Source organism: Nocardia sp. NPDC058480, assembly GCF_042720495.1.
Lineage (GTDB): Bacteria > Actinomycetota > Actinomycetes > Mycobacteriales > Mycobacteriaceae > Nocardia.
Genome location: NZ_JBHXMN010000010.1, coordinates 202,125 through 227,806 on the forward strand (window position 1 = coordinate 202,125; position 25,682 = coordinate 227,806).

Annotated in this window: 28 protein-coding genes; 11 read left to right on the forward strand and 17 right to left on the reverse strand. The window is 68.0% G+C overall.

Going from position 1 to position 25,682, the window contains the following annotated elements; genetic code table 11:
• Positions 1-66: 66 nt before the first annotated feature.
• Both ACFWO8_RS23270 and ACFWO8_RS23275 read right to left on the reverse strand, forming a co-directional pair.
• Positions 67-1,047: a TAXI family TRAP transporter solute-binding subunit gene (locus ACFWO8_RS23270; protein ID WP_378957456.1), complete on the reverse strand. Its 981-nt coding sequence runs from the start codon at positions 1,045-1,047 to the stop codon at positions 67-69.
• 47 nt (positions 1,048-1,094) lie between these two features.
• Positions 1,095-3,287, reverse strand: a complete 2,193-nt coding sequence (locus ACFWO8_RS23275) for a TRAP transporter permease (RefSeq protein WP_378957457.1) — start codon at positions 3,285-3,287, stop codon at positions 1,095-1,097.
• A gap of 233 nt (positions 3,288-3,520) precedes the next feature.
• Here ACFWO8_RS23275 and ACFWO8_RS23280 point away from each other — a divergent pair, with 233 nt between their 5' ends.
• Positions 3,521-4,699, forward strand: coding sequence for a winged helix DNA-binding domain-containing protein (locus ACFWO8_RS23280; protein WP_378957458.1), 1,179 nt, complete (start codon positions 3,521-3,523; stop codon positions 4,697-4,699).
• A 33-nt stretch (positions 4,700-4,732) separates the two neighbouring features.
• Here the strand turns inward: ACFWO8_RS23280 and ACFWO8_RS23285 are convergent, their stop codons facing one another.
• Positions 4,733-5,092, reverse strand: a complete 360-nt coding sequence (locus ACFWO8_RS23285) for an Rv2640c family ArsR-like transcriptional regulator (protein ID WP_378957533.1) — start codon at positions 5,090-5,092, stop codon at positions 4,733-4,735.
• Between the two features lie 99 nt (positions 5,093-5,191).
• Between ACFWO8_RS23285 and ACFWO8_RS23290 the strand changes: the two genes are divergently transcribed.
• From ACFWO8_RS23290 to ACFWO8_RS23305, 4 genes are all read left to right on the forward strand, one after another.
• Positions 5,192-5,710: an ArsI/CadI family heavy metal resistance metalloenzyme gene (locus ACFWO8_RS23290; protein ID WP_378957459.1), complete on the forward strand. Its 519-nt coding sequence runs from the start codon at positions 5,192-5,194 to the stop codon at positions 5,708-5,710.
• Positions 5,711-5,780: 70 nt separating this feature from the next.
• Positions 5,781-6,152: an ArsR/SmtB family transcription factor gene (locus ACFWO8_RS23295; RefSeq protein ID WP_378957460.1), complete on the forward strand. Its 372-nt coding sequence runs from the start codon at positions 5,781-5,783 to the stop codon at positions 6,150-6,152.
• A complete protein-coding gene (arsB, locus tag ACFWO8_RS23300) occupies positions 6,149-7,228 on the forward strand; it encodes an ACR3 family arsenite efflux transporter (protein WP_378957461.1) in 1,080 nt (359 codons plus the stop codon). The genes ACFWO8_RS23295 and arsB overlap by 4 nt, the downstream gene beginning before the upstream one ends.
• A 15-nt stretch (positions 7,229-7,243) precedes the next feature.
• Positions 7,244-7,654 (forward strand): arsenate reductase ArsC, encoded by a 411-nt coding sequence (locus tag ACFWO8_RS23305; protein ID WP_378957462.1) that lies wholly within the window; start codon positions 7,244-7,246, stop codon positions 7,652-7,654.
• 71 nt (positions 7,655-7,725) lie between these two features.
• Here the strand turns inward: ACFWO8_RS23305 and ACFWO8_RS23310 are convergent, their stop codons facing one another.
• On the reverse strand, positions 7,726-8,442 hold the full coding sequence (locus ACFWO8_RS23310; RefSeq protein WP_378957463.1) for an NUDIX domain-containing protein: 717 nt from the start codon (positions 8,440-8,442) through the stop codon (positions 7,726-7,728).
• A 78-nt stretch (positions 8,443-8,520) separates the two neighbouring features.
• Here ACFWO8_RS23310 and nadA point away from each other — a divergent pair, with 78 nt between their 5' ends.
• From nadA to ACFWO8_RS23330, 4 genes are all read left to right on the forward strand, one after another.
• Complete coding sequence (gene nadA, locus ACFWO8_RS23315) at positions 8,521-9,558, forward strand: quinolinate synthase NadA (protein WP_378957464.1); 1,038 nt, start codon at positions 8,521-8,523, stop codon at positions 9,556-9,558.
• A gap of 31 nt (positions 9,559-9,589) precedes the next feature.
• Positions 9,590-11,203 carry an L-aspartate oxidase gene (locus tag ACFWO8_RS23320; protein ID WP_378957465.1) on the forward strand — a complete coding sequence of 538 codons (1,614 nt, stop codon included), beginning with the start codon at positions 9,590-9,592 and terminating at the stop codon, positions 11,201-11,203.
• A gap of 115 nt (positions 11,204-11,318) precedes the next feature.
• Positions 11,319-12,179 carry a carboxylating nicotinate-nucleotide diphosphorylase gene (nadC, locus tag ACFWO8_RS23325; RefSeq protein WP_378957466.1) on the forward strand — a complete coding sequence of 287 codons (861 nt, stop codon included), beginning with the start codon at positions 11,319-11,321 and terminating at the stop codon, positions 12,177-12,179.
• 54 nt (positions 12,180-12,233) lie between these two features.
• Positions 12,234-12,728 carry a nitroreductase/quinone reductase family protein gene (locus tag ACFWO8_RS23330; RefSeq protein WP_378957467.1) on the forward strand — a complete coding sequence of 165 codons (495 nt, stop codon included), beginning with the start codon at positions 12,234-12,236 and terminating at the stop codon, positions 12,726-12,728.
• Between the two features lie 11 nt (positions 12,729-12,739).
• Here ACFWO8_RS23330 and ACFWO8_RS23335 read toward each other — a convergent pair whose 3' ends face one another.
• The 6 genes from ACFWO8_RS23335 to bioB form a co-directional block, all read right to left on the reverse strand.
• The gene (locus tag ACFWO8_RS23335; protein ID WP_378957468.1) at positions 12,740-12,907 is read right to left on the reverse strand and encodes a hypothetical protein; all 168 of its coding nucleotides are present in this window, start codon (positions 12,905-12,907) and stop codon (positions 12,740-12,742) included.
• Between the two features lie 97 nt (positions 12,908-13,004).
• On the reverse strand, positions 13,005-14,144 hold the full coding sequence (locus tag ACFWO8_RS23340; RefSeq protein ID WP_378957469.1) for an AI-2E family transporter: 1,140 nt from the start codon (positions 14,142-14,144) through the stop codon (positions 13,005-13,007).
• Positions 14,145-14,205: 61 nt separating this feature from the next.
• On the reverse strand, positions 14,206-14,739 hold the full coding sequence (locus ACFWO8_RS23345) for a DUF1353 domain-containing protein (RefSeq protein WP_378957470.1): 534 nt from the start codon (positions 14,737-14,739) through the stop codon (positions 14,206-14,208).
• Between the two features lie 60 nt (positions 14,740-14,799).
• On the reverse strand, positions 14,800-15,423 hold the full coding sequence (locus ACFWO8_RS23350; RefSeq protein ID WP_378957471.1) for a DUF2567 domain-containing protein: 624 nt from the start codon (positions 15,421-15,423) through the stop codon (positions 14,800-14,802).
• Positions 15,424-15,449: 26 nt separating this feature from the next.
• Positions 15,450-15,674: a hypothetical protein gene (locus tag ACFWO8_RS23355; RefSeq protein ID WP_378957535.1), complete on the reverse strand. Its 225-nt coding sequence runs from the start codon at positions 15,672-15,674 to the stop codon at positions 15,450-15,452.
• A 108-nt stretch (positions 15,675-15,782) separates the two neighbouring features.
• Positions 15,783-16,796, reverse strand: a complete 1,014-nt coding sequence (gene bioB / locus ACFWO8_RS23360) for a biotin synthase BioB (protein WP_378957472.1) — start codon at positions 16,794-16,796, stop codon at positions 15,783-15,785.
• A gap of 150 nt (positions 16,797-16,946) precedes the next feature.
• Here bioB and ACFWO8_RS23365 point away from each other — a divergent pair, with 150 nt between their 5' ends.
• Positions 16,947-17,531, forward strand: coding sequence for a TetR/AcrR family transcriptional regulator C-terminal domain-containing protein (locus tag ACFWO8_RS23365; protein WP_378957473.1), 585 nt, complete (start codon positions 16,947-16,949; stop codon positions 17,529-17,531).
• Here ACFWO8_RS23365 and ACFWO8_RS23370 read toward each other — a convergent pair whose 3' ends face one another.
• Together ACFWO8_RS23370 and ACFWO8_RS23375 are read right to left on the reverse strand one after the other, a co-directional pair.
• A complete protein-coding gene (locus ACFWO8_RS23370; RefSeq protein ID WP_378957474.1) occupies positions 17,532-18,677 on the reverse strand; it encodes an alpha/beta fold hydrolase in 1,146 nt (381 codons plus the stop codon). It abuts the gene before it with no gap.
• A gap of 75 nt (positions 18,678-18,752) precedes the next feature.
• Positions 18,753-19,511 carry a DUF6597 domain-containing transcriptional factor gene (locus ACFWO8_RS23375; protein WP_378957475.1) on the reverse strand — a complete coding sequence of 253 codons (759 nt, stop codon included), beginning with the start codon at positions 19,509-19,511 and terminating at the stop codon, positions 18,753-18,755.
• A 61-nt stretch (positions 19,512-19,572) separates the two neighbouring features.
• Between ACFWO8_RS23375 and ACFWO8_RS23380 the strand changes: the two genes are divergently transcribed.
• Positions 19,573-20,151: a TIGR03086 family metal-binding protein gene (locus ACFWO8_RS23380; RefSeq protein WP_378957476.1), complete on the forward strand. Its 579-nt coding sequence runs from the start codon at positions 19,573-19,575 to the stop codon at positions 20,149-20,151.
• 6 nt (positions 20,152-20,157) lie between these two features.
• Here the strand turns inward: ACFWO8_RS23380 and ACFWO8_RS23385 are convergent, their stop codons facing one another.
• From ACFWO8_RS23385 to ACFWO8_RS23405, 5 genes are all read right to left on the reverse strand, one after another.
• Positions 20,158-21,363 (reverse strand): MFS transporter, encoded by a 1,206-nt coding sequence (locus ACFWO8_RS23385; protein WP_378957477.1) that lies wholly within the window; start codon positions 21,361-21,363, stop codon positions 20,158-20,160.
• A gap of 160 nt (positions 21,364-21,523) precedes the next feature.
• Positions 21,524-22,873, reverse strand: a complete 1,350-nt coding sequence (locus tag ACFWO8_RS23390) for an LLM class flavin-dependent oxidoreductase (protein ID WP_378957478.1) — start codon at positions 22,871-22,873, stop codon at positions 21,524-21,526.
• On the reverse strand, positions 22,870-23,634 hold the full coding sequence (locus ACFWO8_RS23395; protein WP_378957479.1) for an ABC transporter ATP-binding protein: 765 nt from the start codon (positions 23,632-23,634) through the stop codon (positions 22,870-22,872). Before ACFWO8_RS23395 ends, ACFWO8_RS23390 begins: the two co-directional genes overlap by 4 nt.
• Positions 23,610-24,470: an ABC transporter permease gene (locus ACFWO8_RS23400; RefSeq protein WP_378957480.1), complete on the reverse strand. Its 861-nt coding sequence runs from the start codon at positions 24,468-24,470 to the stop codon at positions 23,610-23,612. The genes ACFWO8_RS23395 and ACFWO8_RS23400 overlap by 25 nt, the downstream gene beginning before the upstream one ends.
• Positions 24,470-25,561, reverse strand: a complete 1,092-nt coding sequence (locus tag ACFWO8_RS23405) for an ABC transporter substrate-binding protein (protein ID WP_378957483.1) — start codon at positions 25,559-25,561, stop codon at positions 24,470-24,472. The genes ACFWO8_RS23400 and ACFWO8_RS23405 overlap by 1 nt, the downstream gene beginning before the upstream one ends.
• Positions 25,562-25,682: the final 121 nt, after the last annotated feature.

Below are 25,682 nucleotides of genomic sequence, written 5' to 3' on the forward strand. Positions count from 1 at the left end.
CTCGCAGCCCCTACCGTCGCAGGGGTCGCGAGGAACCCACGTGCCGGCGCGGGTCCGTCCGAGGCGTCAGCGCAGCGCGACCTCCGACCCGCGATGCAGCTGCACCGGCGCCGTTTTGCTCGCGGTGTCGGCGTTGATCCCCTTGGCGGCCGGATTCGCCTGTTCCAGTTGGGGTTTGCGATCCAACAGCGTCTCGGTGAGCACGCAGGCCAGATTCGCGTCGAGGTCCTCACGCACGATGAGCAGGTTGGGCACCACGATGGTCGGCGCGTCGGCGGTCAGGCCGTAGGTGGCGGCCGGGATCGACCCCGTCTCGTAGACCGGGTTGATCTCCTTCAGTTTCGGCAGCACCCCGGTGATGTCGAGGAAGCGGACCTTGTCCTTGGCGGTGGTGAACAGGTCGGTGATGCCCGGCGTCGGCAGGCCACCGGACCAGAACATGGCGTCGATGGATCCTTCCTTGAGCCCGTCGACGGTCTTGGTCAGGTCGAGGCGCTGCGCGGCGACGTCGCTGTCGGGGTTGAGGCCCGCGGCTTGCAGGACGCGCTGGGCGATCACCTCGGTGCCCGATTTGGGCGAGCCGGTGGAGACCCGTTTGCCGCGCAGGTCGGCGAGGGAGTTGATACCGGCGTCGGTGCGCACGATGACCTGGGTGTAGTTGTCGTAGAGCCGGGCCAGTGCGCGAATCGGCTGCGAGCTGGTGAAGCTGCCCTTGCCCGCGACCGCGTCGGCCGCGGAGTCGGCGAGCGAGAAGCCGACCTGATAGGTGCCGCCGACAACCTGCCCGATGTTCTGCACCGAGGCGCCGGTCTCGGCCGCGGTCGCCTTCACGGTGCCACCGGTGGCGGCGGAGATCTGCTCGGCGTAGGCGTTGCCCAGCGCGAAGTACACGCCGGTGGCGTTGCCGGTGGCGATGCCGATCCTGGTGTCCTGCTTCACTTCACAGGTCACCTCACCACCGGCGTCGGCCGTCGGGGTGTCCTGCCGACCACCGCAGCCGGTGAGTAACGCGGCGGCCGCGACCACGGCGACAATTGTTCTGACCATGAGGTTCCCTTCCGTCGACGGCCGGGCCGCCTGCCGATTCCCGCGGATCACGGTGTGTCCGTGGATGTTCTGTTCGCCCGTTCGACCAGACCCGCCACCGCGGCGACGACCAGCAGTCCGAGCCCGATCCCGGTGGCGACCGGATTCGGGTACAGCAGCGTCAGCCCCGCCGCGGCGGCGATCACGCGCGCGATCGGGCCGATCGCGCCGATTCCGAACAACCATCCGCCCGTCGCCGCCGCCAGCGCCGCGACACCGACGCAGGCGGCCGCGCTGACCCAGAGCACGTCGAGCACCGCACCGCGGCCGAGCAGATGCTGCCCGGAATCGGTGAGCACGAACATCAGTGGCACCAGGAAGGCGGGCAGCGCGTACCGCAGTGCGTGCCACATCGTCGGCATGGCCTTCGCGCCGGTCACCGCGGCCGCACCGACGGCGGCCAGCGCGGTCGGCGGCGTCACCTCCGAGAGCACCGAGAAGTAGAAGACGAACATGGCGGCGGCGGGGGCGGCGACGTGCAGGTCGAGCAGCGCGGGCCCGATGATCACCCAGCCGATGACGAACGACGCCGTCACCGGCACCGCCAGGCCGAGCAGCGACAACGCGATCGCCGCCAGCACCGCGGTGGTCGCCAGGACGACGGCGGGATCGTCGGACAGTACCGATCCGGCCTTGACCAGTAGCGAGGCCAGTTGCGCACCGAGGCCGGTCTTGGTGGTCATCGCGGTGATCACACCCGCCGCCGCGCATACCGCGACTACCGGTAGCGCCGAGCGCATTCCATACGACAGCGAGCGCAATGCCTCGATCACGAACTGCCCCACGCTCTTTCGTGACCAGCGGGGCCCGTCCGCCTTCGATGCGGAGCCACGGTCAGCATTCGTATTGCCAGTTGACTCCGTAATACCCTGCCCAGCCGACGTTTTCGTGAGGTCGGCACCCACAGGCGAGTGACTCTTACCCTCGTCGGTCGCCGAGGTACTGCGCAGCATCCGGTCCGGGATCGCGAGCAGCAGCGCGAGCGCCGTGGCGTAGACGACCGCGCGCGTCGCGCTCATCCCGACGAGCAGTAGCACGACGATCACGATCAGCGACGAGAAGTGATACCCGAAGCGCCCCAGCAGTTTCCACCACGGCGTCGGCAGCGGACCATCGGCCGGATCCGCGGGTGCGCGCCCGTCCGCGTGGAAGCGGCGCGCGTCGATCTCGACCGAGAGCAGGATGCCGAGGTAGTACAGCAACGTCGGGATCAGCGCCCATCCGAGCACCGTCACATACGACACGTCGAGATATTCGGCGACGATGAACGCCGCGACACCCAGCGTCGGCGGCGACAGAATCGCACCGACTCCCGCCGCGGCGAGCATCCCGCCCGCCTGTTCGGGCCGGTAGCCGGCCTTGCGCAGAATCGGCCAGGTCACCGCGCCGGTGCTCACCGCGGTCGCGGTGCCCGACCCCGAGACCGTCCCGAGCAGAAATCCCGACGCCACCGCCGTCCGCCCCGCCGCACTCTTCGAGCGACGGAACAACGATACCGACAGATCCACGAAGAACCGTGCCGCACCGGAGAATTCGAGTACCGCCCCGTAGAGCGTGAACAACACGATGTAACTGGCGGCCACATCGAGCGGGGTGCCGTAGAAGCCGCTGCCGGAGTTGTACAGCGCGTCGACGATCTGATCGATATCGAGCCCCGCGTGCGCGATCGACCAATCCTGCGGCAGCAGACCGCCGTAGTACCCGTACCCGAGGAACACCAGACACACCACCGGCAAGATCACCCCGGTGGTACGCCGACATGCCTCGAGCACGAGGACCAGCAACAACCCACCCATGACGACATCGAGCGGCGCCAGCATCCCCTGCCGGTCGAGAAACGCGTCGTATCCCCCACCCGCGTCACCGATTCCGATCGGCAGCACCGGATACAGACACACCACCAGCGTGACCCCGGCCAGCACCCAGTCGAGCACCGAGGGCCCATCAGCCCGATCGAGCGGACCCCACCACGATCGATAGCTCAGATACACCAGCGGTAGCGCGACCGCCAGGAAAATGACCAGGTAGTACTGACTGCCCTGCGCCAACGGCCGGAACACCTGCCACACCGACAACAGCGCGAGCCCTAGCGCGACAACACCGACCAGCCGACCGGGGAATCCGGAGAGCACCCGCGCGGGCCGCTCCTCATCGTCCACCCCCAGCTCAGCCGCAGTAACAACCGGTGGCGCTGCGCTCATGAGCGGACGATAGCAACGAGATTCACCCCCGGTGACAGAATCGACAACCGCACACTCTGTACAAAATGGACACTACGCACGACCATTCACCCCTGCTGCGCCGGTTGGGCTTACATCGCGAGGCTGCCACGTCTCGGCGGTGGCAGGTAGCTCGCCCTCGCCAGCAGCCCAGTCGGCCGGGCTCGCGCCACAAGTGCGCGTGGGTTGTCGGTGCCCGCGCATACCATCCGCTCATGCTCTCGATCGATATCGCGCAGCGTCGCGCCCGCCTGGCAACCAGGCATCGCCTCGCGCCGTCGGCCCGTTCGGACGACCCTGTCGACATCGCGCGTTCGATGGTGGTTCTGCACGCCACCGATCCGGCGACGGTGTTCCTTTCGGTCGGCGCTCGGGGCGTCGACCTCACCCCGGCCGATGTCGAGAAGGCGCTGTACGACGACCGTGCTCTGATTCGCATGCTGGCCATGCGCCGCACGATGTTCGTCGCACCGACCGAGTTGCTACCGGTGCTCCAGGCGTCCACCTGCGATGCGCTGGCCCACAAGCAACGCCGCACCTACGGCCGCTATATCGAACAGGCGGGCGCGGTCGACGGCGACATCTCGGCATGGCTGGCCGATGTCGAAGCCGAGACCCACGCGGCGCTGCTGACCCGCGGCGCGGCGACCGGCATCCAGCTGAGCAAAGATGTGCCACGCCTGCGCACCCAGATCGACACTGCCCCCGGCAAGCCCTATTCCAAACCGACCAGCATCACCACCTGGGTGCTGGTGGTGCTCGGCGCCGAGGGTCGCATTGTGCGCGGCCGCCCGAACGGCAGCTGGACCAGCAGCCAGTACACCTGGGCGCCAGTGGAAACCTGGCTACCCGAAGGGTTTTCACCATTGCCCGCCGCACAGGCGCGTGTCGAACTGGTGCGTCAGTGGTTGCGTGCCTTCGGCCCGGCACCGATCACCGATCTGAAATGGTGGACCGGCTGGACACTGGGCGAAGTCCGAAAAGCCTTGGCGGAACTCGACACAGTCGAAGTGGACCTCGACGGCACCCCCGGCATAGTCCTCGCCGACGACCTCGCCCCCGTCCCCATCCCCGAACCCTGGGCGGCCCTGCTCCCCGCCCTCGATCCCACTCCCATGGGCTGGCAATCCCGAGACTGGTTCCTCGGCCCCCATACGTCCGCCCTCTTCGACACCAACGGCAATATCGGCCCTTCCATCTGGGCCGACGGCCGCATAGTCGGCGGCTGGGCCCAACGCCCCGACGGCGAAGTGGTAACCCGCCTACTGGAAGACGTCGGCACCGACACCGAAAAACTCATCGATGCCGAAATATCCCGCACCGCAACCTGGTTCGGCGAAGTCCGCGCCATCCCCCGCTTCCGCACCCCGTTGCAGCGCGAACTCACCGCCTGAGGAGCGGAGCGCACCTGGCGACAACGCAGACGATCACGTGCAGCAGTTGGGATCCAGCACCGTGCACAACGCGGAGAGTGCGTCGCGGCGGGCGCGGTGGATCGTGTTCATCCCGCGCCGCTCGGAGTCGACCAGACCCGCCTTGCGTAACTGGCCGAGATGATGAGAGACCGTGGACTCGCTCAGACCGACCGCGGCGGCGAGGTCGCCACCGTTCTCCTCGCCGAGCGGACTGGTCAGCAGCAGTGACAGCAATTTGACCCTGGCCGGGTCGGCGATCGCCTTGAGCCGCAACGCCACCTCCAGCGCGGCGGCGTCGTCGACGGGCCCCGCCGCGACGGGGGCGCAGCAGACGGGGGCTGACATGTCGATCATGGGTAGCGCCTTGGGCATGAAATCAACCTTACCCGCGGTATTGACATATGTCGAAAAGGTGAGCAGAATCGGCACCACAAGTTCTTCGATATATGTCACACAAGTGGAGGTTCGATCATGTCTCGTATCCAGCTCGCCCTCAACGTCGACGACCTCGACACCGCCGTGCGGTTCTACTCCACCCTGTTCGCTACCGAACCAGCCAAGCGCAAGCCCGGCTACGCCAACTTCGCGATCGCCGAGCCCCCGCTCAAGCTCGTACTGATCGAGAACGCGGGCCAGGGCGGCTCCATCAACCACCTCGGGGTCGAGGTCGAATCCTCCGAGCAGGTACACGGGGAGATCGCCCGCCTCTCCGACGCGGGCCTGTTCACCGAGGAGCAGATCGCGACCACGTGTTGCTTCGCCACCCAGGACAAGGTGTGGGTGACCGGACCAGGTGCCGAACGGTGGGAGGTCTACACGGTGCTGGCCGACAGCGAAACCTTCGGCACCGCACCCGAACTCGGCCTCACCGACGCCGAATCCGTCGACGTGTGCTGCGGCACCGCCGCCGAAGCCGAGGCCGAGGGCGCCTGCTGCGGTACCGCGGCCAAGACGCAGGCCGTCGATTCCGGCGCGAGCTGCTGCGGCTGACCCTCGTGAGTGAGCGAGTTCACCCGATGTTCGCTTGCCTTCCTGATTAGACATCGATCAATATCGACATATGTCGAATCAGGATCTGCCGCTGAGTGTGGCCTCACCCCCGTGTGAGGCCACACCCCGCACCCGCGCACCGATGACCGGCGAGACCGCCACCGAGCTGGCCGTGCTGTTCAAGGCGCTCGCCGACCCGGTCCGGTTGCGGCTGCTCTCAGCGATCGCGTCCCGCGCCGACGGCGAGGCATGCGTATGCGACCTGTCGACAGGTATCGACGTCACCCAGCCGACCATCTCCCACCACCTGAAGGTGCTGCGTGAAGCCGGTTTGCTGACCAGCGAACGCCGCGCGTCCTGGGTGTACTACCGGGTCGTCCCGCATGCGCTGCGACAGCTCTCGGATGTGCTCGCGACCGAGGCAGGAGCGGTGACCGTATGAGCACCACGACCGACCATCCCGCTGTCGTGGGCAAACTGTCGACGCTCGACCGTTTCCTGCCGGTCTGGATCGGCGTCGCGATGGCAGCCGGACTGCTGCTCGGACGGATGATTCCCGGCCTCGGCGATGCGCTGTCCGCCGTGGAGATCGACGGCATCTCGCTCCCGATCGCGGTCGGGCTGCTGATCATGATGTACCCGGTGCTGGCCAAGGTCCGCTACGACCGCCTCGACTCCGTCACCGGCGACCGCAAGCTCCTGGTCAGCTCCCTGGTGTTGAACTGGGTGCTCGGACCCGCACTGATGTTCGCCCTGGCCTGGCTGTTCCTGCCCGACCTGCCCGAGTACCGGACCGGTCTGATCATCGTCGGTTTGGCTCGCTGCATCGCCATGGTCATCATCTGGAACGACCTGGCCTGCGGCGACCGCGAAGCCGCCGCGGTACTCGTCGCGTTGAACTCGGTGTTCCAGGTCTTCATGTTCGCCGCCCTCGGCTGGTTCTACCTCTCGGTCCTGCCCGGCTGGCTCGGCCTCGAACAAACCACCATCGACGTGTCACCGTGGCAGATCGCGAAATCGGTCCTGATCTTCCTCGGCATTCCCCTGCTGGCGGGGTTCTTGACCCGCCGCCTCGGCGAACGCGCCAAGGGCCGCGAATGGTTCGACGCGAAGTTCCTGCCGGCGATCGGTCCGTGGGCGCTCTACGGGCTGCTGTTCACCATCGTGATCCTGTTCGCCCTGCAAGGCGACCAGATCACCGCCCGCCCGCTCGACGTGGTCCGCATCGCGATCCCGCTGCTGGCCTACTTCGCGATCATGTGGGGCGGCGGCTACGCCATGGGCGCGGCCATCGGCCTCGGCTATGAACGCACCACCACCCTCGCCTTCACCGCCGCGGGCAATAACTTCGAACTCGCCATCGCCGTAGCGATCGCCACCTACGGCGCCACCTCCGGCCAAGCCCTCGCCGGTGTCGTCGGCCCCCTCATCGAGGTCCCCGTCCTCGTCGGGCTGGTCTATGTCTCCCTGGCGCTACGCAAACGGTTCAACAACGTCCCCACTTCGTCTGCCATCTGAAAGGCATTGCCCCACATGACCACCAAGCCCAGCGTGTTATTCGTCTGCGTCCACAACGCCGGACGATCTCAGATGGCCGCCGGATTCCTTGCTCACCTCGCCGGCGACGCCATCGAGGTCCGCTCCGCGGGCAGCGCCCCCGCCGAAACCGTCAACCCGTCCGCGGTCGCGGCGATGGCCGAACTCGGCATCGACATCGCCGACCAGGCCCCGAAGATCCTCACCTACGACGCCGTGGAAACCTCCGACGTCGTCATCACCATGGGCTGCGGCGACACCTGCCCCGTCTTCCCCGGCGTGAGCTACCGCGACTGGGTCCTGGAAGATCCCGCGGGCAAAGGCGTGGAGTCGGTGCGCCCGATCCGCGACGAGATCAAGTCCCGCGTCGAAGCCCTTGTCGCCGAATTGCTGCCGACCCGAGCCTGAAACTCCCATTCGCCCCGGAGCCTCGCAGCCGACCTGCCGGATGCGAGGCCTCGATGGCGAGCGGCTCGCGCTCAGGTCGGTGGGCGTAGCGCGGCGAATTCGTCGGTGACGCGCAGGCCGGAGTCGGTGAAGCGGTAGAGAGCCGCCGGGCGCCCTCCCGCTCGACCGGAGGGCGCGGTGACACCGGTGGGGGTGATCACCTTGCGGCGGGTCAGTACTCGTTGGAGGTTGGTGGTGTCGACGTCGTAGCCGAGTGCGGCGCAATAGATCTCGCGCAGCGTCGACATGGTGAACAGGTCCGGGGCCAGCGCGTAGGCGATGTTGGTATAGGAGAGCTTGGCGGCCAGGCGGGTGCGGGCGTGGTCGACGACGGTGCCGTGGTCGAAGGACATGTCGGGCAGATTCGAGACCGGGTGCCAGGTGGTGTCGGACGGAAGTTCGGGTTCGGTGGCGAGGGGAACCAGGCCGAGGTAGGCCGACGCGATGCGGCGGGGAGCGGGGACTCGGTCGGGGTTGCTGAACACCGACAACTGCTCGAGATGGGCCAGTTCTCGCACGTCGACCTTTTCGGCGAGCTGGCGCCGAGCGGAAGTGTCGAGGTCCTCGTCGTCGCGTAGCCGCCCGCCCGGCAGCGACCAGGTGCCCTTCTGCGGATCGAGCGCGCGTTCCCACAGCAGAACCGCCAGCTCGGGATGCTTGGCACCTCTACCTGCGGAAATACCCGGGGGAAAGCGGCGAACCTGGAACACCGCGGTGAGCGATTCGTGGATGGTGTTACTATGGGGCACGTTTTCGATTATAAGTCGAAAACCTGGTTTGGTGCGAATCGCGGCGATGGAGCCGCTCGCATGATGAAGGGAGCCACCATGGCGACGACGACTGCGCAGCGGACGCTGATGGATTCGGTCTTCGATGGACCCACGGGCTACGCGGGTGTCGAGGCGACGCCGGAATGGGCGCAGGAGGTGCGCCGCCTGGCGCGCGAACGCAATGCGACCATCCTCGCGCACAACTACCAGCTGCCCGAGATCCAGGACGTGGCCGACCACGTCGGCGACTCGCTGGCGCTCTCGCGCATCGCGGCCGAGGCCGAAGAGGGCACCATCGTGTTCTGCGGCGTGCACTTCATGGCCGAGACGGCCAAGATCCTCAGCCCGGCCAAGACGGTGCTCATCCCCGACCAGCGCGCGGGCTGCTCGCTGGCCGACTCGATCTCCGCCGAGGAACTGCGCGCGTGGAAAGCCGAGCACCCCGACGCGATGGTGGTGTCGTATGTGAACACCACCGCCGAGGTGAAGGCGCTCACCGACATCTGCTGCACCTCCTCCAACGCCGTCGACGTGGTCGACTCGATCGACCCCGACCGTGAGGTGCTGTTCCTGCCCGACCAGTTCCTCGGCGCGCACGTCAAGCGCGAGACCGGGCGCGAGAACATGCACATCTGGGCGGGCGAGTGCCACGTGCACGCGGGCATCAACGGCGACGAGCTCACCGAGCAGGCCCGCACCCACCCCGATGCCGAGCTGTTCGTGCACCCGGAGTGCGGTTGCGCCACCTCGGCGCTGTATCTGGCCGGTGAGGGCGCGTTCCCGGCCGAGCGGGTGCACATCCTGTCGACCGGCGGCATGATCGACGCGGCGAAGGCGTCGCGCTCCAACCAGGTGCTGGTGGCGACCGAGATCGGCATGCTGCACCAGCTGCGCAAGGCGGCGCCCGGGATCGACTTCCAGGCGGTCAACGATCGCGCGTCCTGCAAGTACATGAAGATGATCACCCCGGCCGCGTTGCTGCGCTGCCTGGTCGAGGGTGCCGACGAGGTGCAGGTGGACCTGGCGATGGCCGAGGCCGGTCGCGCCTCGGTGCAGCGGATGATCGCCATCGGCAACTCCGGCGGTGGCGAATGACCGCCACCGCGGGGTCGAGCCGGTAACGACCATGACGATTCCGGTTTCCTGGGAAGCCGAGGTCGACCTGGTCGTCATCGGCGGTGGCGTCGCCGGTCTCACCGCGGCGCGCACGGCGTCGTTGCGTGGGCTGCGGGTGCTCATCCTCAGCAAGGGCGGTCCGACCGACACGTCGACCCAGTACGCGCAAGGCGGCATCGCGGTCGTCGCACCGCTCGGTGATTCGGTGGACTCGCACGTGCGTGACACGGTCGAGGCCGGTGCCGGGCTGTGCGAGGTCGACGCGGTGCGTTCGATCGTCGAGGGCGGGCAGGCCGCGGTCGCCGCGCTGACCGACCTCGGTGCGGTATTCGACCTCGGTCGTGACGGACAGATCTCGCGGACCCGCGAGGGCGGGCACAGCACGCGTCGGATCATCCACGCCGGTGGCGACGCTACCGGCGCCGAGGTACAGCGCGCGCTCAATGCGGCCGGGCTGCCGGTGCTGTTCGGTGCCGCCGCGCTGCGTGTGGTGACCGGCCCCGACGGCGTGCGGGGCGTTATCGCGGTGTCGGACAACGGATTCGGCGTCGTGCACACGCCCGCTGTGCTGCTGGCCACCGGCGGGCTCGGGCACCTCTACGCGCTGAGCACCAATCCGCCGGGGGCGACCGGCGACGGTGTGGCGCTGGCATTGTGGGCCGGGGCGGCGGTGGCCGATCTCGAGTTCGTGCAGTTCCATCCGACCGTGCTCTACACGCCGGGCGGGGTGGGCAGGCGGCCGTTGATCAGCGAGGCGGTTCGTGGAGAAGGCGCGATACTCGTCGACTCCCAGGGCAATTCGGTGACCACCGGCGTGCATCCGCGTGGCGACCTGGCGCCGAGGGACGTGGTGTCGCGGGCGATCGCGGAGCGCATGCGGGCGTTGGGCACCGACCATGTCTTCCTCGATGCGCGTGCCGTCGAGGGGTTCGCCCAGCGGTTCCCGACGATCACCGCCTCGTGCCTGGCGGCGGGAATCGACCCTGCGGCGCAACTGATTCCGGTCGCGCCCGCCGCGCACTACCAGTGCGGCGGCGTTCTCACCGATACGCACGGACGGACCGGTGTCGCGGGGCTCTACGCCGCGGGCGAAGTCGCCAGGACCGGGCTGCACGGCGCGAATCGACTGGCCTCCAACAGTTTGCTCGAAGGGCTCGTGGTGGGCGAGCGGGCAGGCGCGGCGGCGGTCGAGCGCGCCGGGGTGCGCGCTCGGGTCGATGAGATCTCGTCGTGGACACTGGAATTCGCCGATCGTTCGGTAGTGCAACAGGCGATGACCGAGCATGCTTCCGTCGTGCGTGACGGCGTCGGACTCACCGAGGCACTGGGTCGAATCGATGCGGCGACTTCGACGGTGCCGATGCTCGACAGTGTCGAGGATTCGGTGACCGCCGCGCCGCACCTACGACGTATCGAGGACGCGGCGCTCACCGTGACGGCGCGGGCGCTGCTGCTCGCGGCGGCAGCCCGTCAGGAGAGTCGCGGCTGCCACACACGCTCGGAGTATCCGGGGACCGTCGACCAACAGCGGCACAGCACCGAAGTCCGCCTCGACGAGCACGGCGGACTGGAGCTATCCACTGCGGCAGTCGCTTTCGAGCCCGTGCCGGCAGGGATGCGGTAACAATCGCCGCCATCCGGTGGCCCGGTTCTGTTGTTCAAGCAATTCCGGCGGAGCGAAGGTCGCCCGCCCGATCGATCGGCGCGGCGCACAGTCGCCCGAGAACAGGAGTGCAGTGATGGCTCTGGACGCCACCCTGGACCGTGACGAGCTGCTCACGCTGATCCGTACCGCTCTCGACGAGGACCTGCGCTACGGGCCCGACGTCACCACGGTCGCCACCGTTGCCGAAGACGCCGTGAGCAAGGCCTCGGTGGTGTCGCGCCAGCACGGCACCGTCGCGGGCATCGACGTCGGGCTGCTCGTGCTCGACGAGGTCCTCGGCGCGGGCGCCTACGAGATCACCGCGCGTGTCCCCGACGGCACCCGGGTGGAGCCGGGCACGTCGGTGCTGAGCATCGTCGCGCCCACCCGCGGCCTGCTCACCGCCGAACGGACCATGCTCAACCTGGTCTGCCACCTGTCCGGTATCGCCTCCGCGACCGCCGCCTGGGTCGACGCCGTCGACGGCACCGAGTGCAAGATCCGCGACAGCCGAAAAACGTTGCCCGGCCTGCGCGCCCTGCAGAAGTACGCGGTCCGCGTCGGCGGTGGCGTCAATCATCGGATGGGGCTCGGCGATGCCGCGCTGATCAAGGACAACCACGTGGTGGCCGCGGGTTCGGTCGTCAACGCCCTGCGCGCAGTCCGCGCATTGGCACCCGATATCGCCTGCGAGGTCGAGGTCGACAGCCTCGAACAACTCGAGGCGGTGCTCGCCGAGAACGTCGAACTGGTGCTGCTGGACAACTTCCCGCTCTGGCAGACGCAGGCCGCCGTCCAGCGCCGCAACACCACAGCGCCCGACACGAAACTCGAGTCCTCCGGTGGGCTTTCGCTCGAACAAGCCGCCGACTACGCGGGCACGGGTGTCGACTACCTCGCCATCGGCGCCCTCACGCACTCCGTGCGCGTGCTCGATCTCGGGCTCGATATGTGAGCGCGAACCGCGCTGACGGCCGAAGTTGTCGGTGCCCGGTGTCACACTGCCTGCATGGACAACAACCCAGTGGACGCGAAAGAGATCACCTCGTACGACGACCCGGACGCACCGTGGAACCGGGAGTACTCGGCCGACGAGATGGCCGGTTGGAACGACGGCGTGGTTCGGGAATTCCGGGAGAACAGCGGGCAGGTCGGGGGCGACTACGCGGGTGCCACGCTGTTGTTGCTGACGACGACGGGCGCCAAAAGCGGTAAACCGCATGTGGTTCCGTTGGGGGCGCTGTATCGCGGCGACGTGATGTATGTGAGCTCGTTCATCGAGGATCGGTATCCGGCCTGGTATCACAACGCCAAGGCTGATCCGCGGGTGACGATCGAGTTGGGTGGGGAGAAGTTCACGGCGATGGCCGACGTTCTCACCGGCGCGCGATACGACGAGTTCGCGACGTGGGCGCTGGCGGAGAATTCCCTGCTGGCCGAGTATCAGGCCAAGGTCGACAAGCCGTTGCCGCTGGTGGTGCTGACTCGGACGGAACCGGAATAGCCCGGCCCCGTTCAGGAGTCGTGGCGGCGATCGCGATGCTTCGACGAGCGCCGATAGGTGCGTCCGCTGGGTACCGCGGTGGCGGCCGACGAACTGCGCAGGGCATGGCGGCGGCGCCAGGCGACCAGATCGGGTCGCTCGGTGGGCTGCGCAGTGGCCTGCTCGGCTGCGGTTCTCATGTCAAGGTCCTCCCCCGAAAATAACGATGCTGCCAGGATAGGGAGCGGGTACGACCACATTCCACCGGTTTTCCGGTGAACCGATGCACGGCGGTCGCTATTCCCTGTCCCCCACTGCGTCGGCACCGGCGGACCTAACCGGTTCCCGCTGCGGCGCAGCCTTTTTGTCCATCGGTGCACCGATCAACACATCCGCCCACCGCGTCGTCGGGTCGATATCGAGCAGCAGCGCCTTCACCAGCAACGTCAGCGGAATCGCCAGCAGCGCACCGAGCGCACCGAGCACCCACGCCCAGAACACCAGCGACAGGAAGGTGATGGTCACCCCGAGACCGACGGCATCACCGACGAACTTGGGCTGAATGATCGACTGGATCACGAAGTTGATCGCCGAATAGACCACGATCACCCAGATCATCAGCACCGGCCCGCTGTCGAGCAGGGCGAGCAGCGCAGGTGGGATGACACCGACGACGAACCCCACATTCGGGATGTAGTTGGTGATGAACGACAGCAACGCCCACAGGATCGGCAGCGGCACCCCCATCAACCACAGCGCCCCGCCATCGATCACGGCCACGATGGCGCCGAACACCGTGGACACGATGAGGTATTTGCGTGTCCCGGCGACGAAACTGCCCAGCGCCTGCGCGATCGCGGGCCGCTCCCGGGCCACCATCGCCAGCCGGCGGTCCATCGTCATCCCGTCGACGGCCATGAACAGCAGCAGCGCCAGCACGAAGAACAGATTCGAGAAGACCCCGAGCACGCCGCCGAGCACCTGCTCGATCCAACCGGCGGCCTTGCCCACATCGATCCCACTGAGCGCCTTGTGGATCTGATCGGAACTCACCCCGAGATCCGACAGCCAGCCGCGCACATGGTCGAGCAGGTCGTTGAGTTTGTCGGCGTAGTCGGGCAGCAGCGAGGCCAGCTGTATCGCCGACAGTGCCAGCGCGCCACCGATGCCGAACAGAATCGCGACCACCGCCGTCAGCGCCGCGGCCATGCCGAGCCAGGCAGGCCAGCCTTTGCGCCGCGCCCAACTCTGGACCGGCTGCACCGCGATGGTCAGCATGAGGGCGAGGAATACCGGTCCGACGATGCCGGAGAAGGCCTTCAGACCCGCGATGGTGACCACCGCCGCCCCGAGCGAGAGCAGCACGATCAGGCCGCGCGGAATCGACCATTCGGCGGGCGGGGCCGGGGTTGCGGTGTCAGTGCTCGGCTCGGACATGCGCCGAACGGTAGCCACGCGAAGGTGGCGCCACCTCCCCCATTCCGGGTGAGATCCGAGCTCAGGCCGTCTTCATCTGCGGCTTCGGCGGCGGCGCCGCGGTGCGGCGCGTGACCCGGCCCAGGGCCCAGAACCCCAGCTCGACCACCCAGAACACCAGCAGCGCCGCGGTCACCACCAGCACGGGGACCGCGAGAAACACCAGGGAAGGCACCGCGATCAGCAACCAGCCGAGCACATCGACCGCACGCGCCCCGCGTAACCGGCTGCCGAGGCGAACCGCCGCCCACATCATCCAGCGCCGGGGCACTGATACCCCGGCCTCGTGCAGGCTGCGCCGGAATATCCCGTCGGCATCGGCGGGCCCGACTTCGGCTGTGCGGCAGAGATAGTCGTGCAGGATCGCGCCCCTGGTGTAGGCGCCGTAACGCGGGATCAGCCACACCAAGGCGCGCGGCACCGAGGCGAAGTCGGTGCGGAATCCTGCAGGCACCGTGAAGGTTTCGACCGCGCCCTGATAGGTGAGCGGTTCGGTGAGCCGCCAGAATTTCGCGTCCAGTTCCTCGACGACCGGACCACCACCGATGAATGCCACGACCGTTCCTCTCGCACCACTACCTGCTGTTATGCAGAAATGGTATCGCGCGGAGGTGGCTCAGCCGCGTGGTTGCGAACTCGGATCGAAATCGCTGCTGGGCCGATACTGTTCGGCACCGTACGGCAGCCGGTAGTCGTCGGACTCGTCACCGAAATCGGCTGGGCGCAGGTCTCCGAGCAGTCCGGCAGCGCCGGAATTGAGATCGACAGCCGGGTGTAATGCGGCGAGGAACAACAGCACAAGGGCAGCAAGGAACGGCTGGATCAGCAGGGCGAGATCGGTCCCGACTTCCGCTGGCAGCGCGACGATCTGGCCGATCGCCGGATCGTCGGGACGCGGATGACGCACGCCCGCAACCCATTCCCCGATCCACATCATCAGCGCGGCGCCCAGCCCCGAGGCGAACAGCATGCCGAGCACGAGAGCGGGCCCGCGCGTGATCCGAATCCGCCAGGCACCGGCCGCGCTCACTACCGCGACCACCGCGCCGATGCACAGGAACATCCCGACCGCGTCGAACAGGTGCAGACTCTCGCCGGTGAGTACCGCGGCGCGACCGGGCTGGGTCACCCGCAACCGCTCGGTCGGTGCGAGCAGACCCCACACCACCCCGGCCACCGCACTCGCCACCAGCACCACCGCGATGACGACGCCGACGCCGATCACCTCGCGACGCAACACCTCCGGACGCTCCCCGCGGCCGAGCACTAGCGGCGTTCCAGCTGTGCCGATTCGATGACACCGTGCCGCGAGCACTTGGCCCACCAGCCATCCGGGCTGATCTGCACGATCATCCGGCGACCACACTGCTCGCAGAATCGCGGCGGTTCCAGACCGAGCGCCGCCGACGCGGGCATCGCGTCGGCGAGCCCGGCCACGATCCGCTTACCCGTGAACGGGTTGTAGCGCTCGCTGTCGAGTCCGGGCGCGATCGGCTCACGCTGCACCGGGTTGTCGCGCTCGTCCAATGCTGTTACCGCCTCTGCGAAGTGCGACTCGACGGCCGCGACCTGGGTCGATACTCGATCGTACACAGCGTTTCAGAGCGTTTCGTTGAACGCCTTGATCGGCATGCTCAGCTCACCGAGCAGATCGAGATCGGACTCGGCGGGACGGCCGAGGGTGGTGAGGTAATTGCCGACGATGACGGCGTTGATCCCGCCGAGCATGCCCTGCTTGGCACCCAGGTCGCCGAGGGTGATCTCGCGACCACCGGCGAAACGCAGGATGGTGCGCGGCATCGCGAGCCGGAACGTGGCGATGGCGCGCAGCGCGTCGGCCGCGGGCAGCACCTCCAGGTCACCGAACGGGGTGCCGGGCCGCGGGTTGAGGAAGTTCAGCGGGACCTCGTCGGGGTTCAGCGACGCCAGCTGCGCGGCGAACTCGGCGCGCTGCTCGATGGTTTCGCCCATGCCGAGGATGCCGCCACAGCACACCTCCATGCCCGCTTCGCGCACCATCCGCAGGGTCTCGAAGCGCTCCTCGTAGGAGTGGGTGGTGACCACCTTCGGGAAGTGCGACTTGGCGGTCTCGAGATTGTGGTTGTAGCGGTGCACGCCCATCGCGGCGAGCTGGTCGACCTGCTCCTGGTTGAGCATGCCGAGCGAGCAGGCGACCTGGATGTCCACCTCGTTGCGGATGGCCTCGACACCGGCGGCGACCTGGGCCATCAGGCGCTCGTCGGGACCGCGCACCGCGGCGACGATGCAGAACTCGGTGGCGCCGGTCTTGGCGGTCTGCTTGGCCGCCTCGACCAGGCTGGGAATGTCGAGCCAGGCCGCGCGCACGGGCGACTGGAACAGGCCCGACTGCGAGCAGAAGTGGCAGTCCTCGGGGCAACCGCCGGTCTTGAGGCTGATGATGCCCTCGACCTCGACCTCGGGACCGCACCACTTCATCCGCACATCGTGGGCGAGCTCGAGCAGTGCTTCCAGGCGGTCATCACCCAGGCGCAGTACCTCGACGGCCTGCTGCTCGGTGAGGCCCTCGCCGCGCTCGAGCACCTGCTCACGGGCGATAGCCAGAATATCGGTCTGGACGGGTGCCTGCGTCACGACGTGATGTCCCTTCGACGGGGGTGTGCGCACGAGCCGTGGGTGTGATCCACCCGGCGTGGCCGTGCAACTTGAACGGTGTTCAGGATAGGGTAGCGGCTACGAGTGAGTCACGACACTCGGGTCGGACATTCGGACGGAAGGACGCGCGTGCAACTGCGGAAGACGGATGTGGTCGATGCCGCCGTCGCGATTCTCGATCAGTACGGGCTCGCCGACCTGACGATGCGCCGGCTCGCAGGCTCGCTACAGGTACAGCCGGGTGCGCTGTACTGGCACGTCAAGGACAAGCAGACCCTGCTCGGCGCGGTGGCCGACCGGATCCTCGCGCCGATGGACGAGCCGATCACGGCCACCGAATGGCCCGCGCAGCTCACCGAACTAGCGCATCGCCTGCGCGACTGCCTGCTCGCCTATCGCGACGGCGCCGAGCTGGTCTCGGCCACCTACGCCTCGCGCCTGACCACGAGCAAGGCGCGTGAACGCCTGGCGGGCATCGTCATTCGGGCCGGAATGACCAGGGAGGAAGCCGATCTCACGGCCTACACCCTGCTCTACTACGTGCTCGGCCAGACCGTCGACGAGCAGTCGCGCATGCAGATGGACTCCGTCGGCGCGCTGCCCGAGGACAACACACCTTTGCTCGACACTCCCGACCCCACCGCACGATTCGACTTCGGCTTGCAGCTGTTCATCGCGGGCGTGCGCACCATTCTCGGGGCCCGGGTGCGCTGATCAGGGCGGATCGTGGCGATTGGCTTCCTGATAGCGGCGCACGAACGGCAGTACCTGCGCTTCGATGACCTCGTTGTATTCGCGGGGCCGCTGAATCGGATTCGCATGCTCGATCCGAGTCGGCCGCACCACCGATAGGGTGCCGTCGACACCGCCGGAATGCTCGATCAGCACCTTGTGCGAATACTCCACGTCCACCACGTCATCGCGCGACCCGTCGCGGGGCCGGATGAACACGATCGCCGGGTTTCGCTTGTCCGGATTCGGCTTGCCGAGCGCCCGTAGATCCGCGGCGCCACCGCCCGCGACGATCGCCAGGAACTGCGCTTCGATCAACCCGTTGCTGGCAGCATCGCGAGAGAAGATCTTGTCGCGCAACACCTCTGCGGACACCTCGCGCGCGGCAGTGAAGTCGATGTCGAAGAACAGCCCGTCACGCTGCGCGAAACGTTCACGCCGAGCCGACATCTCAACCGCGAAGCGCAGCAGCCTGCTCTCCCTCGCGCCGGGCAACCAGCCCACCCACCGCACCAGATCGGCACCGCGACTCCGATTCTCGGGTCGAACCGCGTCCAGGTCCATCGGTGTGCAGTCCAGCACAACGGCCACCAATCGCCGATCGCTGCCCAGGTGGATATGCCGCGCCACTTCCAGCGCGATGATCCCGCCCATGCTGTGACCGACCAGCACGATGTTGCGCACATTGCCGTACCGCGCGGCCCGCACGATCATCTCGGCGATGACCTTGGTGTCGATACCCGCGTTGTCGTAGCGCACGGCCCACACCACCCCGAGGCGACTCAGCACGGGAAGTGCCATGGCGGTCGGTACCGCGTTGACTCCCCCCAGCCCGACCATATCGACCACCGCGGTATCCCAATCCCGCGCGTCAGCGGGCAGATGGACGGGCAGTAGTTCCGGCGCGGTCTGCGCCAGGCGCTCACGCTCGGGGACGACATCGTGGACCCAATACTGACCGAACACGATCATCGCGACCACCAGCACCCCGATGATTCGCAGCCCCACCAGCCTGGCCCGGCGCCAGCGACGCCAACCGTGTCCGAGCCGGGTTTCGCGCAGCCGTTCCCGCCGCCGCGCTTCGTCGAAGTCCGCGACGGTAGACGGATGCCGATCGAATGACGACATCCCTCCAATGTAGGGGCGCCCTCGGCGTGCCCCGATCTACACGAACTGAGAAGCGGCGACAGGACGGGTCGTCGGCTACTTCTCGAACGACCCGTACCGCTGCGCGTAGCTGGTCGGCGGTTCGCCGAAGATCTTGCGGAAGTCGCGGCTGAGGTGTGGCTGGTCCGCGTACCCGAGGTCGGCGGCGAGCGCCGCCCAGTCGATGTCGATGCCGTCGGCGAGCCGCTCGGTGATCTCGTGCAGGCGGTAGCGGCGGATCACCCACTTCGGCCCGATGCCGACGTACTCGGCGAACAACCGCTGCACTCGACGGACACTCATCCCGCAGCGCGTCGCGAGTGCCTCGACGGTGGTGATGCCCGTGTCGTCGGCGATCATCGCCACCATCCGCCCGGCACGCTCGGCCTCCGGGTCGGCGACGGGCAGGTGCGCGCGGAGATGGCCCTCGACCGACCCGACATCCACCGGATCGGGCAACTCCGGGCCGAAAACTGTTGCCGCGTCGACCATTCGATCCCGCAGGTCGGCCACCGGACCGTCCAGGAACGGACGGAACACGCCGGGCCGGAAGGCAACACCGAACACCGAACCCGAGCCGGTGAGCTCGCGGTAGACATGCGAGGACGAGGGGCCGTGCAGTTCGGCGCGACCGTCACGGAAAGTCAGGTGCACGTTCGGCAGCGGCACGACCAACTGCCGATACGGCCGCTCGTAATCCCAGGTGACGACCCAATACCGATCGACGTATCGCGCCAGGTCAGCCGACGGTGCGATGAATCTGTGGCGCTGCGACATCTGCCAGGCACCGCCCAGTTCACGCGGGTCGCGTTCCACCCGGCGAGTCTATGTCGCGTTTGTTCAAGACACCGCCGCGTCGCGGTGGTTACCTCGGTACATGTCCGAAAACGAACGCGTGGCTCGCGCCGCGACACCACTGTCGAAGCTCATCCGCACGGTCGATCCCGCTCGGCTGTCCGACCCGACTCCCTGCGCCGAGTTCGATGTCCGGGCCCTGATCAACCACCTGCTCTTCTGGGGCCCGTCGCTGGTCGGCGCCGCGCACAAGGAAGCCGTCGCACCCCCGGCGACCGCCGAATCCGATGTCGACCTCAGCGCGGGCGATTGGGTCGCGGCCCTCGACGCGCACCTCGACGCGCTCACCACCGCCTGGCGTGACCCCGCCGCGTGGCAGGGAGTGACCCACATGGGCGGACCCATGGAACTCCCCGCACCGCTGGTCGGCGGGATGGTGGTCGGCGAACTGATCGTCCACGGCTGGGACCTCGCTCGCGCCCTCGGTACCACGCCGCACTGGGACGACGACCTGCTGCGCGAGACCTACAACGAGACGGCCGCCACCGCCGAACAGGGGCGCCAGATGGGCATCTACGGCCCCGAAGTGCCCGTCGCGGCCACCGCTCCTCTCCTTGACCGCATCCTCGGCCTCACCGGACGCGACCCCGCCTGGTCGTAGGCCCGGTCAGTTGCTGTCCACCGACTCCCGGGGCTCGCGAAGATCCGCGGCCTTCGGTTCGGGCACCGTGACCGGGGCCACCGGGAGCCCGGGGAACCAGCGATACATCGCGGCCGCGCCGCCAAGACCCGCCACCGCGAGCGCGCCCGCCGCCGCGCCGAGCACCGTCACCGCGCTGATCGCGCCGACCGCGATCGGGCCCGCGAACATCCCGATGTCGTGGGTGAGCCGCCAGGCGCCGAGGAATTCCGCGCGCTGACCGGGTGGCGCCACATCGGCGCCGACGGTCATGATCACGCCGTTGCTCAACCCGTTGGCGAAGCCGAGCAGCACGGCGACCGTGGTCAGCCCGACCACCGACCCCGCGAACGGCAACGCGGCGTACCCCGCGGCGAAAGCGATCATCGCGGGAACGCCGATCGCCCTGCGGCCGTAGCGATCCAGCCAGATTCCGGCCGGATACGACATCAGCACGTCGACAGCGCCCGCGATACCGAACACGATGCTGGTGGTCGCCGCGTCGGCACCGATGTGCACCGCCCACAACGGCAGCAGCGATTGCCGTGCCGCCCGTGCCGCTCCCATGAGCAGGGCGCCGAGTCCGAGCGTGCTGAGCAGCTTGCGATGCTCGACCACCACGGCGCGAATGGTGTTGTCGCTGACCACCGTCGGCGACCCATCGGTCTCCGGCATGGCGAACACCAGCGTGCCCGCGACGAGCATGGCGACGAGCTGGATCCACAGCCCGCCGACCGGGCCGAGCCAGTGCACCGCACCGGCGCCGAGGAAGGGTCCGGCGAAGAACCCGAACCGCATCCACCCGGCCAGCGCCGAAAAGGCCCGTCCCCGATCGACGCTCGGCACCACGGCCACGATGTAGGTCTGTCTGGCCAGGCCCCACACCGCACCCGAAGCACCGTTGATCAGCAGCCCGACCGCGAACACGGCGATATTCGGCGCGAGAATGGCCACGAGCAGGCCCAGTGCGCAGGTCAACGAGCCGAGTGCGATCGCCTTGCGCTCACCGGTGCGCGCCACCAGCCACCCCGCGGGCAGATCACCGAGAATGAGCCCGAAGCCCATCATCGCGACCACCACACCCGCGGTTCCGACCGATGCGCCGAGTTCGAGCGCGTGCAGCGGCAGCATGGGAGCCGCCGCGCCCGAACCGATTCCGTACACCGCCGACGGCACGAACACCGCCAGTGCCATGGACCGTAACCGGGTCGGCGGTCCGCCCACATCGTTCGTCAGATCGGACCGCGCGGTCACGTTCACCGGGTCGCCGCCGACCGGCGGGCCACCGCAGGTCCCCGGCCACGTCGTGATCGCGCCGATGCCGTCATCGCGTCCCCACTACGACAGCCCACCGTCATCCCGCGAGCGCGGCAGGACGAGCGAATCTACTCTCCGGGCGGGCCAATCCGAAGTGGTCACGCAGCGTGGTCCCGGTGTATTCGGTGCGGAACAGCCCGCGCTCCTGCAGGATCGGCACCACCGTTTCGGCGAACACCTCGAGCCCACCGGGGTAGTAGGGCGGCATCACGTTGAAACCGTCTGCCGCACCCTGGGTGAACCACTCCTCGATGGTGTCGGCCACTTGCTCGGGCGTCCCCGCGAACACCCGGTGCCCGCGCGCACCCGCCAGCCGGTGCAGCAGCCCACGCAGGGTCGGCCGTTCCCGCTCGACGATCCCCGCCACCACCTGCAATCTGCTGCGCGCGTTGTCGGTGACATCGCCCGCCCCCGCGAACACCTCCACGGGCACCGGCTCGTCGAGCGCGAAGGTGCGCAGCGAGGTGCCGGTGATCGATTCCAGCTGCTTGATCCCGTACTCGGGCACGGTCAGCTCGTTGAACTCGCGCTCCAAACGCAGTGCGGCGGCCTCGGTATCGGCGATGAACGGGCTGATCCCCGGTAGAATCTTCACCTCGTCGGCAGTACGGCCGAACTCGGTGGCCTTCGACTTGATATCGGCATAGAAGGACTGCGCGTCCGACAGTCGTTGGTGTGCAGTGAAGATCGCCTCCGCGTACTTGCCCGCGAAGGCGCGACCCTCGTTCGATGCCCCCGCCTGCACCAGCACCGGACGGCCCTGCGGTGTTCGTGCCGAGTTGAACGGCCCACGCACACTGAGATGTTCGCCGACGAAGTCGATCGGATGGATCTTGGCCGGATCGGCGTACACCCCGGCGGCGCGGTCGAGCACGATCGCGTCGTCCTCCCAGCTGTCCCACAGCCCGACCACCGCGTCGACGAATTCCCGTGCGCGGGCGTAGCGTTCGGCGTGATCGGGGTGTCGTTCGAGCCCGAAGTTGGCCGCGGCGAGGTCGGTTCCGGTGGTGACGATGTTCCAGCCCGCGCGTCCACCGGAGATGTGGTCGAGCGAGGAGAACAGCCGCGCCAGGTTGTAGGGCTCGTAGTAGGTGGTCGACGCGGTCGCGATCAGGCCCAGATGTGTTGTCACCGCGGCGATCGCGGTGAGCAAGGTGATCGGCTCGAGGCCGGGCGCGGCATTGTGACGCACGTCGGTGCGCAGGGCAGGACCGTCGGCGAAGAACACCGCGTCGAGCTTCGCCGCCTCCGCGGTGCGCCCGATCTCCTGGTAGTAGGAGACGTCGTAGATGCGGTCGGGCCTGCTGTCGGGATGCCGCCAGGCAGCCTCGTGGTGCCCGGACGGGTAGATGAACGCGTTGAGACTCAGTTGACGCGGTGCACTCATGACGCCTGTTTCACTTTCTCTGATTCCGTTGTGTCGACACCGAGTCCGGTCAGCAGCGCCTCCCGCAACCGGACGAACTCCGGGTGCGCGTGCCTGCGCGGGCGCGGGGTCTCGATGCGCTGATCGATCGTGATCCGGCCGTCGTCGAGAACCAGCACCCGATCGGCGAGCAACACGGCCTCGTCCACATCGTGGGTCACCAGCAGCACGGCGGGCCGGTGCCGCTCGCACAGCGCCTGGAGCAGGGCGTGCATCCGAATCCTGGTCAGTGCGTCGAGCGCGCCGAACGGTTCGTCGGCCAGGAGCAGTTCCGGCTCACGCACCAGTGATCTGGCCAACGCCACCCGCTGCTGTTCGCCACCGGAAAGCTCACGCGGCCACGCCTTCTCGCGCCCGGCCAGCCCGACCTCGGCCAGTGCCGACCGTCCCCGCCGGTCCGCGTCGCGCCCGGTCAACCCGAGCACCACATTATCGAGCACCCGCGCCCACCGCAGCAGCCGCGAATCCTGGAACACCACCGCGCGCTGCGCCGGCACCGTGAGCTCGCCGGAACCGGGTACCTCGGAATCGAGTTCGGCCAGCGCCCGCAGCAGCGTGCTCTTCCCCGAACCGCTGCGCCCGAGCAGCGCGACGAACTCACCGCGCCGGATCTCGATATCGATGCCGTTCAACACGATTCGACGGCCGAACCCGCGGGTGAGGGCGCGGGTGCGTACGACGACCGGTTCGTCGGAGCTCAGTCGCCCAGTGTCTGTCGCCATGACAGCACCTTTCGTTCCGTTGCCCGCACGGCGAGGTCGCCGAACAGTCCGAGCAGTCCGTAGATCACCAGACCGACGACGATCACGTCGATCTGGCCGTAGGTGCGCGCCTGCGTCATCAGGTAGCCGATGCCGCTGGTCGCGTTGACCTGTTCGACCACCACCAGCGCCAGCCAGGAAATCGTCACCGCCAGCCGCAACCCGAGGAAGAACCCCGGCAGCGAACCCGGCAGCGCGATCCGCCGCAGGAACCCCCACCGCGACAGCCCGACCGTCTCGGCCAGTTCCACATAGCGCGCGTCGACGCTGCGCAGGTAGGCATGGGTATTGATATAGATCGGGATGAGCACACTGGTGGTGATCACGATCAGCTTCATCTGCTCGCCGATCCCGAACCAGACGATGAACAACGGAATCAGCGCCAGCGTCGGGATCGCTCGCTTGATCTGCACGGGACCGTCGACCACCGCCTCACCGAGCCGGCTCAGCCCCGAGACCAGCGCGAGCACCACGCCGATCGACACACCGAGGACGAGGCCGATCACGGCACGCTGCAACGAGGTCAGCAGGTTGGACTGCAACCGGCCGTCGGCGATCAGCTCGCCCGCGGTCTGCGCGACCGTCCATGGCGCGGGCAGGGTCTCCGGGTCGATGGCGCCGATCGCGGATCCGACCACCCAGGTGCCGATGAGCAGGACCGGTCCGAGGGCGAAGCCGAACGGGATGGGCTTGCCGGGTCCCAGCCTGCGCCTGCCCCGTCCACGCGGGGCGAGCGCCTCGACCGGGGCCGTGCTCGTCCTGATCCGGCGCAGCACGCCGATATCGAGGGTGGCCATCAGCCCGCCGCCGGCGCGAACGCCGCCCCGCTGGCCGTGACGGCCTCGGTGACCGCGGCATCGAAGCGCAGGTCGAAACCGTCGACGGCCTTGATCTTCTTGGGCAGTTCACCTACGGCGTCGATCGCGTCGATGGTGCTCTGCTGCCGGGCGATCAGCTGCTGGTCCAGGTGCGGGAACGTGAAGGTGCCGAGCGATTCGACGATCCGCGCGGCATCGTCGGCGCGGACCTTCTGGCTGTCGACGTAGTAGCGGCTCGCCCATTCCTCGCGATGGGTGTTGGTCCACTGCCAGGCCCGCACGAACGCGCCGACCAGGGCGCGGGTCGCGGCGGCCTTCGCCGGATCCTGGACCACCGCCCGACGCGCGTACACATAGGCGAGGCCGCTGTAGATGCCCGTGGTCTCCGAATCCGGGATCAGCGAGGTGCCCTGGGTGCGCAGGAACCTGGTCACATTGGGTTCGATCAGCGGCGCGACATCGACCTGACCGGTGCGCACCGCGTCCGGGAATTCGGCCAGCTGCAACCGGACCAGCTCCACATCGGTGGGCTTCAGGCCCGCCTTGGTGAGTGCCTTCAGCACCGACGCCTGCTGGGCGGTGCCCTCTGCGTAGGCGATCTTCTTGCCCTTCAGATCTGTCAGCTTCGAGATCGAACGACCCGGTGCGACAGCGAGTTTCATCGCCTTCGGGTTGGTCTGATAGGAGCCGATGATCGGCACGTCCTGCCCCGCGGCCAGCGCGTGGATCGGCGGCACATCGCCGACCTGGCCGACATCGGCCGCGCCCGCCCGGAAGGCCTCGAGGATGGCCGGACCACCGACGAAGTTCGCGAACTCGATCGTGAACGGCAGCTTGTCCAGCTCGCCGGACAGCCGCAGCGCCGATTGCAGCCGTTCCTGCTGATCGGCGACGACGAGCGTGGTCCCGGGCGGAACCTCGGTCGGCAGCGGCGCGTCGGGGGTGCCGACCGGTGCGTCGTTGCCCGGTGCGCAGCCGGTCAGGCCGAGCGTCGCAACGGTTGCCATCGCGAGCAGTGCGGCGGTGGCGCGGCCACGAAGGCCGGGTCGAAAGGTGTTCGGTCGGTACATAGAGGGATTCAAGCAATCACGATCGCCCCCGAACACCATTAGCCTTTCGATGATTCGAAGGGCCCGGCTCCTGGTTGGCACTGAGTGCCGCGTTAAAGTCTGGGCGTCATTCCCTGCGGGT

Excerpts from the sequence above, each read along its gene's own strand:
- ACFWO8_RS23270 (WP_378957456.1), bottom strand. The coding sequence starts at position 1,047 with ATGGTCAGAACAATTGTCGCCGTGGTCGCGGCCGCCGCGTTACTCACC.
- ACFWO8_RS23275 (WP_378957457.1), bottom strand. The coding sequence starts at position 3,287 with ATGAGCGCAGCGCCACCGGTTGTTACTGCGGCTGAGCTGGGGGTGGAC.
- ACFWO8_RS23280 (WP_378957458.1), top strand. The coding sequence starts at position 3,521 with ATGCTCTCGATCGATATCGCGCAGCGTCGCGCCCGCCTGGCAACCAGG.
- ACFWO8_RS23285 (WP_378957533.1), bottom strand. The coding sequence starts at position 5,092 with ATGCCCAAGGCGCTACCCATGATCGACATGTCAGCCCCCGTCTGCTGC.
- ACFWO8_RS23290 (WP_378957459.1), top strand. The coding sequence starts at position 5,192 with ATGTCTCGTATCCAGCTCGCCCTCAACGTCGACGACCTCGACACCGCC.
- ACFWO8_RS23295 (WP_378957460.1), top strand. The coding sequence starts at position 5,781 with ATGTCGAATCAGGATCTGCCGCTGAGTGTGGCCTCACCCCCGTGTGAG.
- arsB (WP_378957461.1), top strand. The coding sequence starts at position 6,149 with ATGAGCACCACGACCGACCATCCCGCTGTCGTGGGCAAACTGTCGACG.
- ACFWO8_RS23305 (WP_378957462.1), top strand. The coding sequence starts at position 7,244 with ATGACCACCAAGCCCAGCGTGTTATTCGTCTGCGTCCACAACGCCGGA.
- nadA (WP_378957464.1), top strand. The coding sequence starts at position 8,521 with ATGGCGACGACGACTGCGCAGCGGACGCTGATGGATTCGGTCTTCGAT.
- ACFWO8_RS23320 (WP_378957465.1), top strand. The coding sequence starts at position 9,590 with ATGACGATTCCGGTTTCCTGGGAAGCCGAGGTCGACCTGGTCGTCATC.
- nadC (WP_378957466.1), top strand. The coding sequence starts at position 11,319 with ATGGCTCTGGACGCCACCCTGGACCGTGACGAGCTGCTCACGCTGATC.
- ACFWO8_RS23330 (WP_378957467.1), top strand. The coding sequence starts at position 12,234 with ATGGACAACAACCCAGTGGACGCGAAAGAGATCACCTCGTACGACGAC.
- ACFWO8_RS23335 (WP_378957468.1), bottom strand. The coding sequence starts at position 12,907 with ATGAGAACCGCAGCCGAGCAGGCCACTGCGCAGCCCACCGAGCGACCC.
- ACFWO8_RS23340 (WP_378957469.1), bottom strand. The coding sequence starts at position 14,144 with ATGTCCGAGCCGAGCACTGACACCGCAACCCCGGCCCCGCCCGCCGAA.
- ACFWO8_RS23370 (WP_378957474.1), bottom strand. The coding sequence starts at position 18,677 with ATGTCGTCATTCGATCGGCATCCGTCTACCGTCGCGGACTTCGACGAA.
- ACFWO8_RS23380 (WP_378957476.1), top strand. The coding sequence starts at position 19,573 with ATGTCCGAAAACGAACGCGTGGCTCGCGCCGCGACACCACTGTCGAAG.
- ACFWO8_RS23385 (WP_378957477.1), bottom strand. The coding sequence starts at position 21,363 with ATGGCACTGGCGGTGTTCGTGCCGTCGGCGGTGTACGGAATCGGTTCG.
- ACFWO8_RS23390 (WP_378957478.1), bottom strand. The coding sequence starts at position 22,873 with ATGAGTGCACCGCGTCAACTGAGTCTCAACGCGTTCATCTACCCGTCC.
- ACFWO8_RS23395 (WP_378957479.1), bottom strand. The coding sequence starts at position 23,634 with ATGGCGACAGACACTGGGCGACTGAGCTCCGACGAACCGGTCGTCGTA.
- ACFWO8_RS23400 (WP_378957480.1), bottom strand. The coding sequence starts at position 24,470 with ATGGCCACCCTCGATATCGGCGTGCTGCGCCGGATCAGGACGAGCACG.
- ACFWO8_RS23405 (WP_378957483.1), bottom strand. The coding sequence starts at position 25,561 with ATGTACCGACCGAACACCTTTCGACCCGGCCTTCGTGGCCGCGCCACC.